Annotated in this window: 8 protein-coding genes and 1 riboswitch; of the genes, 5 read left to right on the top strand and 3 right to left on the bottom strand. The window is 52.9% G+C overall.

Annotated elements, in window-relative coordinates; genetic code table 11:
- Window positions 1-239: 239 nt before the first annotated feature.
- Window positions 240-3,113, bottom strand: coding sequence for an excinuclease ABC subunit UvrA (gene uvrA, locus IEY53_RS25920; RefSeq protein ID WP_189030144.1), 2,874 nt, complete (start codon window positions 3,111-3,113; stop codon window positions 240-242).
- A gap of 428 nt (window positions 3,114-3,541) precedes the next feature.
- Entirely contained in the window at window positions 3,542-5,533 is a 1,992-nt protein-coding gene (uvrB, locus tag IEY53_RS25925) for an excinuclease ABC subunit UvrB (protein WP_189030145.1), read from the bottom strand.
- Window positions 5,534-5,712: 179 nt separating this feature from the next.
- Here uvrB and IEY53_RS25930 point away from each other — a divergent pair, with 179 nt between their 5' ends.
- A complete protein-coding gene (locus IEY53_RS25930; RefSeq protein WP_189030146.1) occupies window positions 5,713-6,489 on the top strand; it encodes a flagellar motor protein in 777 nt (258 codons plus the stop codon).
- On the top strand, window positions 6,486-7,358 hold the full coding sequence (locus tag IEY53_RS25935) for an OmpA/MotB family protein (protein ID WP_189030148.1): 873 nt from the start codon (window positions 6,486-6,488) through the stop codon (window positions 7,356-7,358). The genes IEY53_RS25930 and IEY53_RS25935 overlap by 4 nt, the downstream gene beginning before the upstream one ends.
- Before the next feature lie 361 nt (window positions 7,359-7,719).
- Here the strand turns inward: IEY53_RS25935 and gcvH are convergent, their stop codons facing one another.
- Window positions 7,720-8,112: a glycine cleavage system protein GcvH gene (gene gcvH / locus IEY53_RS25940; protein WP_189030149.1), complete on the bottom strand. Its 393-nt coding sequence runs from the start codon at window positions 8,110-8,112 to the stop codon at window positions 7,720-7,722.
- A 184-nt stretch (window positions 8,113-8,296) separates the two neighbouring features.
- Window positions 8,297-8,394, top strand: a riboswitch (glycine riboswitch).
- Between the two features lie 195 nt (window positions 8,395-8,589).
- Between gcvH and gcvT the strand changes: the two genes are divergently transcribed.
- From gcvT to gcvPB, 3 genes are all read left to right on the top strand, one after another.
- Window positions 8,590-9,705: a glycine cleavage system aminomethyltransferase GcvT gene (gene gcvT / locus IEY53_RS25945; protein WP_189030151.1), complete on the top strand. Its 1,116-nt coding sequence runs from the start codon at window positions 8,590-8,592 to the stop codon at window positions 9,703-9,705.
- A gap of 455 nt (window positions 9,706-10,160) precedes the next feature.
- Window positions 10,161-11,513 carry an aminomethyl-transferring glycine dehydrogenase subunit GcvPA gene (gene gcvPA, locus IEY53_RS25950; protein WP_189030153.1) on the top strand — a complete coding sequence of 451 codons (1,353 nt, stop codon included), beginning with the start codon at window positions 10,161-10,163 and terminating at the stop codon, window positions 11,511-11,513.
- Window positions 11,510-12,970, top strand: coding sequence for an aminomethyl-transferring glycine dehydrogenase subunit GcvPB (gene gcvPB, locus IEY53_RS25955; protein WP_189030155.1), 1,461 nt, complete (start codon window positions 11,510-11,512; stop codon window positions 12,968-12,970). The genes gcvPA and gcvPB overlap by 4 nt, the downstream gene beginning before the upstream one ends.
- Window positions 12,971-13,047 lie beyond the last annotated feature (77 nt).

Genomic DNA, 13,047 nt, shown 5'->3' on the forward strand with positions numbered 1-13,047 from the left:
TTTTTAGCATCTCATATCGCCAACATTGATGACATTAGTCATAGATCGCACACTCATTATGCGGTTATCAAAGGGCAGGAGGGACAACTTCGGAGCTCTTGTTAATCTATCAACAATATCATGCCTCTTTGAATCTTATTTCGGACATGCTATACATATGCCAACCTGCCGTGAACTCTCTCCAAAAAAGAACTGCGTTCTCTTGACGCAGTTCTTGTAGAGGGAGATGGGGTCAGGCTTTATAGAACGTCGGAGGTCTGCAACTGCTGTTCTTCAGTCCGCTTTGTATCACGGATCAGCACAGGTTTCAAATATCTGCCTGTGTATGACTCTTCCACCTGGATAATCTTCTCCGGTGTCCCTATCGCCAGAACGGTTCCGCCGCCGCTGCCGCCTTCCGGTCCCATATCGATGATATAATCGGCTGTTTTGATCACATCCAGATTGTGCTCAATGACGAGCACGGATTCTCCCGAATCCACCAGACGGTGCAGTACTTCCAGCAGACGGCCGATATCATCGACATGCAGCCCCGTAGTCGGCTCATCCAGAATGTACAAGGTCTTGCCCGTACTGCGGCGGTACAGCTCAGAGGCGAGCTTCACCCGCTGCGCTTCACCACCCGACAAAGTTGTTCCGGGCTGGCCAATCTTGATATAGCCAAGGCCCACATCCATCAATGTCTGCATTTTACGGTGGATGCGAGGGAGATTGACAAAGAATTCAGTGGCGTCTTCCACCGTCATTTCCAGCACATCGGAGATGTTTTTGCCCTTATATTTAACCTCTAACGTCTCCCGGTTATACCGTTTACCTTTGCATACTTCACACGGCACGTATACATCCGGCAGGAAGTGCATCTCGATCTTGATAATTCCGTCTCCGCGGCAGGCTTCGCAACGGCCGCCTTTGACGTTAAAGCTGAAGCGCCCCTTCTGATAGCCGCGAACCTTGGCTTCGTTGGTCTTGGAGAACAAATCGCGTATATCGTCGAACACACCGGTGTAGGTGGCCGGATTGGAGCGCGGTGTACGCCCGATCGGCGACTGGTCGATATCAATAACCTTATCCAGATGCTCCAGTCCTCGGATCTCCTTATGCAGACCCGGACGTACCTTCACTGCCTTATTCAGTTTCCGGGCCAGGCTTTTGTAAAGAATTTCGTTAACTAGCGAGGACTTGCCGGAACCTGAAACCCCGGTTACAGCCGTGAAAACCCCGAGCGGAATTTTGACATTCACGTTCTTGAGATTATTCTCTTTGGCACCGCGCACCTCCAGCCAGCGGTCATCTGTAGACCGGCGCTTGGAGGTTACCGGAATAAACTTGCGGCCGCTTAAGTATTCGCCGGTCAGGGAATTCGGGTCCTTCATAATTTCATCAGGAGTCCCTTGTGCGATGACCTGTCCGCCATGAATCCCGGCTCCCGGACCGATATCAATAATATAATCGGCTGCCATCATCGTATCCTCATCATGCTCCACCACGATCAGCGTATTGCCCAAATCGCGCATATGAGCCAGTGTGGAGATCAGGCGGTCGTTATCCCGTTGATGCAGACCAATACTCGGTTCATCCAGGATATAGAGTACCCCCATCAGGCTTGATCCGATTTGGGTTGCCAGCCGGATACGCTGGGCTTCCCCGCCGGACAAGGAGCCGGCAGCACGGCTAAGCGTCAGGTAGTTCAAACCTACATTTACCAGGAAGCCAAGGCGGCTGCAGATTTCTTTGAGTATGAGATGGGCAATCGCCGTTTCCTTCTCACTAAGTTCAATGTTCTCAAAAAGCTTCTGGCAGTCTCCAATTGAAAGATCGGTCACATCAGAAATATTGTTCTGGTTGATCGTCACCGCCAGGATTTCTTTTTTGAGACGTTTGCCTTTGCACACATGGCATGGCTTTGCACTCATGAACCCTTCAATAAATTCACGAATGCCGTCCGAAGCAGTCTCCCGGTAGCGCCGTTCTAGATTGGGAATAATTCCTTCAAAAGCAACCATGGCGTCCCTCTTCTGGCCAAAGTCATTCTCATAATGGAAGTGAACCTTCTCGCTGCCCGTTCCATTCAGCAGCTTGTTCATCTGCTCCGGTGTCAGACTGCTTACAGGAACATTCTGCGGGATCTTGAAATGCTCGCAGACCGATTTCAGGAATTGCGGATAATAATTCGAGGTACTGCCTGTCCAGGCCAAAAAAGCTCCGTCTTCGATTGTTTTTTCCATATCGGGAATCAGCAGTTCGGGATCGACCACCATTTTGACGCCCAGTCCGTCACATTCGGTGCAAGCTCCGAACGGGCTGTTGAAGGAGAACATACGCGGCGCCAGCTCTTCAATACTGAATCCGCATACCGGGCATGCGAAGTTGGAGCTGAACAGCAATTCCTCCTGTCCGATAATATCGACCAGAATCTGTCCTCCCGACAGCTTCAGCGCGGTTTCGATGGAGTCCGCCAGCCGGCTCTCAGCATCTTCCTTAATCACAATCCGGTCCACAACCACTTCAATGGTGTGTTTCTTATTCTTCTCCAGCTCAATCTCTTCCGACAAATCACGTAATTCGCCGTTGACCCGGACGCGCACAAAACCCTGCTTGGAAATATCGCTAAACAGCCCCTTGTGTTCGCCTTTTCGTCCGGAGATTACAGGTGCCAGAATCTGCAAACGGGTCTTCTCGGGATATTGCATGATCCGGTCCACCATCTGCTCCACCGTCTGTGAGGTGATTTCAATGCCATGATCCGGGCAATGAGGATGGCCGATCCGGGCAAACAGCAGCCGCAAATAGTCATAGATCTCCGTGACCGTACCTACCGTGGAGCGTGGATTGCGGCTTGTTGTCTTCTGGTCGATGGATATTGCCGGGGACAAGCCGTCAATCGAGTCCACATCCGGCTTCTCCATTTGGCCCAGGAACTGACGTGCATAAGCCGACAGCGATTCGACATAACGCCGCTGTCCTTCTGCGTATATGGTATCGAACGCGAGCGACGACTTCCCTGAGCCGCTCAGTCCCGTCAGCACGACGAAGCGGTCGCGCGGAATCGTCACATCGATGTTCTTGAGATTATGTGCTCTCGCGCCTTTAATTACAATATTATCGTTCGCCAACGGTATAACATCTCCTTCGTTATCTTCCCCTCCCAAACCCTCCCAGTGGGAGGGCCCCAAGGGCTGCGCCCTCTGGACACCCGCAATGTTGGCGGAGGAGGATGGTGGGGATATACTTTGTCAATTTGGAACGTGGACCGCTTGTCCCTATCGGGACCGCTTCAACTATGGGCGCTCTTGTAAGGCAGCTCTCCCTGCAGGAATCGCTAAGCGCGGTAAGGCAGCTCTCCCTTCGGGAATCGCCAAGTACGGCAAGGCAGCTCTCCCTTCGGGAATCGCCAAGTGCGGCAAGGCACTCTCCCTGCGGGAATCGTCTGCTACACCTGTGCAGGTGTGCTTAAGTGCTATAAGGCGGTTATGCCAGCGAATTCGGCTGACACTAATTTATTCAAAAAGAACGGCCCGGAAAGCACCGTTCTATTTCGTAATTACTCTGCTCTGAGCTCGAGCAAGGCGTCGCGTAGCTCGGCCGCTCGCTCGAATTGCAGGTTCTTGGCGGCATCCTTCATCTCGGCCTCCAGACGCTGCATCAGGCTCTGACGCTCTTTCTTGCTCATCTTGCCGCCAACATCGCTGAGGTAATCGGCTTTGGATTCCGCCACCTTCGTGGCTTCGATGATATCGCGCACTTTCTTGTTGATTGTCGTAGGTGTGATGCCGTGCTGCTCGTTGTGGGCGATTTGAATCGTACGCCGGCGCTGGGTCTCGCCAATCGCCTTCTCCATCGAGTCGGTGATTCGGTCACCGTACATAATAACCCGGCCTTCGGAGTTACGCGCAGCGCGGCCAATCGTCTGGATCAGCGAACGCTCTGAGCGGAGGAAACCCTCCTTGTCGGCATCCAGAATGGCAACCAGCGATACTTCCGGCAAGTCCAGACCTTCTCTTAGCAAGTTGATTCCCACAAGCACATGGAACGTACCGAGTCGCAGATCGCGCAGAATCGCCATCCGCTCCAGTGTCTTGATATCGGAGTGCATATAGCGCACCTTAATGCCAATCTCCTTGAAATAATCTGTCAGGTCCTCAGACATCTTCTTCGTTAATGTTGTTACCAGCACCCGCTCATCCCGCTCTACCCGGTCACGGATTTCATTAATCAGATCATCGATTTGCCCCTCTGTAGGACGGACCTCTATAATCGGGTCAAGCAAACCGGTAGGACGGATAATCTGCTGTACCATCGTTTCACAACGTTCCAGCTCATAAGGGCCCGGGGTTGCAGAAACATAGACAATCTGCTTAACCTTCTCTTCAAACTCCTCAAATTTGAGAGGACGGTTATCCAGAGCGGAAGGCAGACGGAAGCCATGCTCAACGAGCACCGTCTTGCGCGCCCGGTCACCATTGTACATCGCCCGGATCTGCGGCAAGGTTACATGCGACTCATCGATAACAATCAGCATATCATCAGGGAAATAATCCATCAGGGTATAAGGTGTCGCACCCGGCTCCCGGAAGGTCAGCGGTCCCGAGTAGTTCTCGATCCCTGAACAGAAGCCGACCTCTTTCATCATTTCTATATCATAACGTGTCCGCTGTTCCAGACGCTGGGCTTCCAAGAGCTTGCCTGCGTCACGCAGCACCGTCAATCGTTCCTCCAATTCCCGTTCAATGTTGACCAGAGCTACCCTCATGGTCTCCTCTTGAGTAACAAAGTGGGAAGCCGGAAAAATAGCGATATGATCCCGTTCACCGATCAATTCACCGGTTAGCACATCAATTTCGGTAATGCGTTCAACCTCATCGCCGAACAACTCTACCCGGATGGCGTGCTCCCCTTGGGAGGCCGGGAAAATCTCAATCACATCTCCGCGCACACGAAAAGTACCGCGCACGAAGTTAATGTCATTACGCTGGTACTGGATATCCACGAGCCGGCTCAAAATCTGATTCCGGGGTTTCTCCATGCCTACGCGTAGCGACAGCAGTAGGCTCCCGTACTCCTGTGGAGAACCGAGACCATAGATACAGGATACACTCGCTACTATGATAACGTCGCGTCTCTCGAATAGTGAGCTGGTCGCGGAGTGGCGCAGCTTGTCAATCTCCTCATTGATGCTGGAGTCCTTCTCAATGTAGGTGTCCGAGGACGGAATGTAGGCTTCCGGCTGGTAGTAGTCATAGTAACTGACAAAGTAGTCTACCGAGTTATTCGGAAAAAACTCCTTGAATTCACTGGCCAGCTGTGCCGCTAACGTCTTATTATGCGCAATAACCAGCGTTGGCCGGTTCAGCTTGGAAATCACCTGTGCGATGGTAAAAGTCTTGCCTGTTCCCGTTGCTCCCAGCAGCGTCTGCTCCTTCTTGCCCTGCCGGATGCCTTCTAATAATTCTTCAATGGCATGAGGCTGATCGCCCTGGGGTGTATATTCGGACTGCAATTCAAAGGTCTTCTTGCTGATGACAAGATCACTCATTTGCCCGTCTCCCCTCTATCGTCTAAAATATATGAATATATTATAATTGTAGTCTAATTGTTCTCCCGCCATACGAGTCAGAAAAAAATGGAATATAAGAATACCTGTTCCCGTTCATTATACAGTGTTGTTAGGGTCTATGCAAACCATAAATATAGAATTTTTAAGGAGCTTAACTCATGGATATTACAGCTATAATCGGCCTATTGGCCGGACTGGCCGCCTTAATCGGCGGCTTTCTCTGGGAAGGCGGAAATATCTCCGGGCTGCTGCAGCTGAATGCCGCTTTGATCGTTTTTGGAGGCACCATCGCTGCCGTGATGATCAGCTTTCCGGCCTCCAGGCTGCGCTCCATCCCTTCCGCCTTGCACATGGCTTTTGGACGAAATACGGACAACATCCAAGAAAAAGCCGAGGAGCTCATTTCCATGGCCTCCATTACCCGCCGCGAAGGTGTGCTAACCCTGGAGAAGAGAGCCGAGGAGCACCCGGACCCTTACACACGGGAGGGCCTCATGCTCATTATTGACGGTACCGACCCGGATCAGGTCCGGCAAATCCTGGAGCTGGAAATGGATGCGAAAGAACTCAAGCATGACAGCTATGCCAAAATCTTTGAAGCAGCCGGAGGGTATGCACCCACCATGGGGATCATTGGTACAGTAATGGGACTTATTAGTGTACTCGGCAGTCTGACCGATCCCTCGAATTTGGGAGCTTCCATTGCGGTAGCTTTTACAGCAACATTGTACGGTGTAGCCTCCGCTAATTTAATCTTTTTACCCATTGCCTCCAAGATTAAATCCCGCAGCCAAAGCCAGCTCCACAGTATGGAGATGCTGATGGTGGGCATTCTTTCCTTGCAGAACGGGGATCATCCGCAGCTGGTACGCAAGAAGCTGAACTCTTTCCTTACGGACGAGGACGAACGTCCGGCTGCCAGAGGTTTGATATGAGGCAGAGAGACCGGCGGAAGCGCCGTGGAGATGCCCCCGAGAGCCGGGACCGCTGGATGATTACGTACGCGGATCTGATCACACTGCTGCTGATTTTTTTTGTGGTGCTGTATGCCATGAGCAGTCTCGACACGGAGAAATACAACATTGTAACCGGCTCCCTCTCTAAAACCTTCATGACAGGAGGTTCACCTGTGCTGGATGGCGGGACTGGCCTTCTGGACGGCGATCAGGGGATAGACGGCGGCGGACCGGATAAGGAACAGACTCCCGGCAACACGGAGGGCACCGCCAGCGATTCCGCCAACGGCAACGGGACAAACTCCAGCTCGAATGGCAGCTCTGACGCCGGAACAAGTCCAGTGCCTTCGGAGCGGGAGCTTGCCTTCCGCGAGCAGGAGGCCAAGCTGGCTGATTTAATGGGGGTAATCACCCAATATGTAGAGAATAACAACCTGGGCGACCAAATCTACGTGGCTGACAAGCCGCAGGGGATCGCGATAACGCTGAGTGACCGTTTTCTATTCGATGTAGGCAAAGCCGATCTGAAAGCCCCCTCCTACCCGGCGCTCCGGCAGCTGTCCGGCCTGTTCCGCGGCATTGGGGCGACAATCAGCATAGAGGGCCACACGGATAATATCCCGGTCTCGGCGGCTTCCATGTACAACGACAACTGGGACCTGTCCGGCGCCCGGGCATTGTCTGTATTGCGGTTTTTTCTGGAGCAGGAAAAGCTGAATCCGGACAATTTTCAATATGCCGGTTATGCCGACACCCGCCCTTCGGCTGACAATTCCACTGAAGCAGGACGCCAAAAAAACCGGCGGGTAGAGATTATCGTATTGCGGCAGCTTCAGGAAAAAGATTAAGTGGAGTGACAAATTGGGAGTAACGGGATGGGCAAGGAAATTTTAAGCTTTTGGCTGCATTTTTTGCAGCAGTTTGCGGACAAAACCGGCGCATTTTCGTTTTGACTGCATTTTGTACATTAGGAAAAGCAATAATGGACGGTTATTCTCATTTTTCTCATTTTTCGATGTACGAAATACATCAGAACACACTTTCGAGTGCTTCCGGTAGTGATTTTGCTGCACTAAATACATTGCATCTTTATATCCTCCACTATCGGGACAATAATCACAAAACACAAAAAGACAGAGCTCACACATAATTAACATCACATGTGCGGTGTCTGTCTTTTTAGTGCTGTTTTAACAGCAAATCCGGGGCTTATTCGCCAATTAATTCCTTATACGCAGCAGCGTTCAGCAGGCCTCTTACCGCAGCCGCATATTCGCCTTCAATCTCCAGCTCAAAAATCCAGCCGCCGCCATAAGGCTCGTCATTGAGCAGCTCAGGGCTGCCATCCAGCTTGTCATTGATCTTGGTCACAGTGCCCGATACCGGTGAATAGAGCTCGGATACCGTTTTGACCGACTCAATGCTGCCTACACTGTCCCCGGCCGAAATCACCGCTCCGACTTCCGGAAACTCCACAAATACGATGTCTCCAAGCAAATGCTGCGCATGATCGGTAATGCCCACACGAACGGTCCGGCCTTCGCCTTGCAACGCCCACTCATGCTCTTCGCTGTATAACAGATTGTCCAATACTTCGCTCATTCTTCAGCCGCCTCTTTTCCACATTTGGAGTTGTAAAATTAGTTATAGCCTAAGTTATCGGCCCGCATCGTGTCAATATTACTGACAGGAATTTTAAATTTGTCATCTTTTTGACGTTTTTTTGTTGACAGTAGGGTCGTATACCCGGTTTAATGGAGTCAGTAGAAAACAATACGGTTCGCGAATGATGGCATAGGGAGAGACTGTCTCTACAGAAGACGGCGCCGAAGGAGTAAACCCGGGACGGGTGAATCTCTCAGGCAAAAGGACCTTTGCCGGACGCATCTCTGGAGAGCTATCTGGCGCTTATTCCAGCGTCTAGATCACCAACGGGGAAACTTGTCCGGGGACTTCATTTCCTTGCGGCAGGGTAACTCTCAGGTACAAAGGACAGAGCGGTAAGTCTATTTATGCTTTAGTGCATAGATGGCTTCCGCCTGTCCTTTTTGGTATGTAATCAGACAAGGGAGTGACGACATGGATGCTTTGAAAAGAACGCCTTTTTACGATCTTTACTCCGCTTATGCAGAGTCCAGATGCATTGACTTTGGCGGCTGGGAGCTGCCGGTGCAGTTTACGGGAATCGTCAAGGAGCATGAAGCTGTGCGCCGGGAGGCCGGGCTGTTTGATGTGTCGCATATGGGTGAATTCATGGTGACCGGGAAAAATGCCGAAGCCTTTTTGCAGCAAATGACAACAAACGATGTCACCCGTCTCACCGATGGCGGGGCGCAGTATACGCTGCTCTGCTATCCAAACGGCGGCGTTGTGGATGATTTGCTCATCTATCGTCTGGGTGAAGCCCGTTATATGCTCGTGGTCAATGCTTCCAACATCGACAAGGATTTCGTTTGGCTGGAGGAACATCTGACCGAAGAATTCAGTGGTGTTACCCTCACAAATGTCTCGGACGAGACATTGCTGCTTGCCCTGCAAGGCCCGCTGGCCGAGACCATTCTCGGCACCGTGACCGACGCTCCTCTTCAGCAGCTTAAACCCTTCACTTTTCTGGAACATGCAACGGTCTGCGGTGTAGAAGTACTGCTCTCCCGTTCCGGTTATACCGGCGAGGACGGTTTCGAAATCTATGCGCCGCCCGCCATAGCTGAGACGTTATGGAAGGGGCTGCTGGCCGCCGGTGCGCCGCACGGATTAACCCCTGCCGGTCTGGGTGCGCGCGATACGCTGCGGTTCGAGGCGAAACTGCCGCTGTACGGCCAGGAATTATCCGCTGATATTACGCCGCTGGAAGCGGGATTACAGTTCTTTGTGAAGCTTGGCAAAGAGGATTTTATCGGACGCGATGCTCTTGTGCAGCAAAAGGAAGCTGGTCTTCCCCGCAAGCTTGTTGGCCTGGAAATGATCGACCGGGGCATTCCGCGCTCCCATTATCCGGTGTTCGCAGACGGGGTTCAGATCGGTGAGATCACCACCGGTACACAATCCCCTACTCTGAAACGCAATCTCGGACTCGCTCTGCTGGATACCGCCTACACTGAGCTTGGCACTGAGGTCTATGTGGAAATCCGCGGCAAGCAGCTGAAAGCCGTTGTGGTCAAAGCTCCATTTTACAAGAGGAACTCATCTCAGTAGAGGATCAAGCCTAGTCAGCGGATTAGAAGCAAAGGGGGCTTTGGGACGTTCGCATCAACGGCCTGACGATTCCTGTGCCCCACCCTCCCGAGCCGATATCCGACGTACAAGCTGATGGATCGTTGCGGCATGCCCACCCACCGCATGTGGACTGTGAATACGTTATTTCGCTCCAGACTGCGGGTTTAACCCTCTCGAGGACTGAGATTCCTCTAAATGCGGCAGAAGTATCAAAACTGCTCCCGTATGAGTAAATAACGGAATCTGAGTCCGCTCAAGAGACAAATGGAGTAAAAAATCGCCAATAGCGGAATCTCTGTCCGCTTACTGATGTAGTCACCCACGATCCCAGCGGCAAACCAGTTAGGGTGGTTGTTCAGGAAATTCGTGAAGCTAAGTCATATCCAGCTTATAGATTCTTAAATTCCAAAAGAACCCAAGGAGTGAATCCATAAATGAAGCACCGTTATCTGCCGATGACTGAGCAGGACCGCCAAGAGATGATGGAGACTGTCGGGATTCAGTCCATTGATGAGCTGTTCGCCGACATCCCGCAAGCTGTCCGCTACCAAGGGACGATGCCGATGTCTGAACCTCTTGACGAATATGCGCTGCTGCGCCATATGAAGGGCCTGGCCGACCAGAATGCCAACTTCGACACCCATGCCAGCTTCCTTGGTGCCGGACTGTACGACCATCACATCCCGGTTGTGATCAACCATGTGATCTCCCGTTCGGAATTCTATACCGCTTATACCCCATACCAGCCGGAGATCAGCCAAGGGGAGCTGCAGGCGATCTTCGAATTCCAGTCTTACATCTGCGAACTGACCGGCATGAAAGTCGCCAATGCCAGCATGTATGACGGGGCTACCGCTTTTGCCGAAGCTGCTGTACTTGCCGCCGGGGCCACCAAACGCAAAAAGCTGATGGTCTCCCGTACCGTTCATCCCGAAGCCCGCCAGGTGCTACGCACCTCGGCAGAAGCCTGGGGCCTTGAAGTCGTGGAGATTGACTATACAGATGGTGTAACCGACCTCACGAAGCTTGGCGCTGCCATTGATGGCGATACTGCCGCCGTACTTGTGCAGTCGCCGAACTTCTTTGGCGCTATCGAGGACCTCCGTGCCATTGAGCCATTAATCCATGGGGTCAAAGGGCTGATGGTGGTCAGCGCCAACCCGATTGCCCTCGGGGTTCTTGAAACACCGGGCAGGCTAGGCGCGGATATCGTCGTGGGCGATGCCCAGCCGCTGGGGATTCCGGCATCGCTCGGCGGCCCAACCTGCGGATTCTTCGCCGTCGCCGAGCCGCTGATGCGCCGCATGCCGGGCCGGATCGTCGGCCAGACCGTTGACCGTAACGGCAAACGCGGCTTCGTGCTGACGCTGCAAGCCCGTGAGCAGCACATCCGCCGTGAGAAAGCCACATCGAACATTTGCTCCAACCAGGCGCTGCTTGCCCTGTGCGCTTCGGTCTATCTGTCCGTAATGGGCAAAGAAGGCATGCGCGAGGTCGGTGAGCTGAATATCCGCAAAAGCCATTACGCCTCCGGCAAGCTGGCCGAAATAAGCGGTGCGGAGTGCACCTTCTCCGCCCCTTTCTTTAATGAATTTGTCTTGAAGCTTCCGGAGGGAACCAGCGTGAAGACTGTGAACTCCAAGCTGGCGCAGGAAGGTTATCTGGGCGGCTATGATCTGGGCCGCGATTACCCCGAGCTGGCCGGACATATTCTGGTTGCTGTGACCGAGAAAAGAAGCAAAGAAGAAATTGACCAATTCGCTAGCGCACTGGAGGGCTGTTTATGAAACCGGAACAAAGTCTGATTTTTGAATTAAGCCGTCCCGGCCGTTCGGCCTATTCCCTGCCTCAGTGCGATGTGCCGCAGAACGAGAGCATCGAAGCGCTGATCCCGCAAGGCCTGCTGCGCAGTGAACCTGTGGTGCTGCCGGAAGTATCCGAAGTCGATGTCATCCGCCACTATACCTCCCTGTCCCGCCGGAACTTCGGGGTCGATAACGGCTTCTATCCGCTCGGCTCTTGTACAATGAAATATAATCCGAAGATCAACGAAGATGTCGCCCGCTTCCCCGGCCTGGCCAAGATCCATCCGTACCAGCCGGAAGAGAGTATGCAGGGTGCGCTTGAACTGATGTATACTTTGCAAAATGATCTCGCCGCCCTCACCGGCATGGACGCCGTTTCTTTGCAGCCCGCAGCCGGTGCGCATGGCGAATGGACCGGTCTGATGATGATCCGCGCCTACCACGAAAGCCGCGGTGAGACCCGCACCAAGGTTATCGTGCCGGATTCCTCGCACGGCACCAACCCGGCCAGCGCCGCCGCAGCCGGACTGGATACGGTTACGATTCCTTCCAATGATAAAGGAATGGTCGATCTGGAAGCCCTGCGGGCAGCCGTTGGCAGCGATACTGCTGCACTCATGCTGACCAACCCGAGCACCCTTGGTCTCTTCGAGACGCAAATCGTCGAAATCGCGGCGATTGTCCATGAAGCAGGCGGCCTACTCTACTATGACGGAGCGAACTCCAATGCGATTATGGGCATTACCCGCCCCGGTGATATGGGCTTTGACGTAGTGCATTTGAACCTGCACAAGACGATGAGCACTCCACACGGCGGCGGCGGACCAGGCGCAGGACCAGTTGGTGTCAAAGCCAAGCTGATTCCGTTCCTGCCGCAGCCGACGGTTGCCCGGAATGAAGATGGAAGCTTCTCTCTTGATTTCGGCGGCCCGCAATCCATCGGACGCGTCAAAGCGTATTACGGCAACTTTGGCATCCTCGTTCGCGCTTATGCTTATATCCGCACCTACGGTCCCGACGGGCTGCGCGAAGTGTCCGAAAATGCCGTGCTGAATGCCAACTATATGATGCACCGCCTGGCACCTTATTTTGAGATTCCGTATCCCGGTGTCTGCAAGCATGAATTCGTTATGTCCGGCCGCAATCTCAAGCAATATGGTGTCCGCACACTTGATGTTGCCAAACGCCTGCTCGACTTCGGCTACCACCCGCCAACAGTGTACTTCCCGCTCACCGTGGAAGAGTGTATGATGATCGAACCTACGGAAACCGAGAGCAAAGAAACGCTCGACGGCTTCATCGAGACGATGATCCAAATCGTCAAGGAAGCGCAGGAAACGCCGGAGATTGTCATTAACGCCCCGCACACGACGGAGATCAGCCGTCTGGATGAGACACAGGCCGCGCGCAAGCCGGTGCTGAATTGTTCTTGCGGGTGAAAAGCTTACTATAATAAAGTTAAAGCAGCTGCCTTGCAAAGTGTTGACACTTTCGGGCAGCTGCATTTTTTTATATT

Origin of the sequence: Paenibacillus albidus, from assembly GCF_014644435.1 — a bacterium.
GTDB lineage: Bacteria > Bacillota > Bacilli > Paenibacillales > Paenibacillaceae > Paenibacillus_AQ > Paenibacillus_AQ albidus.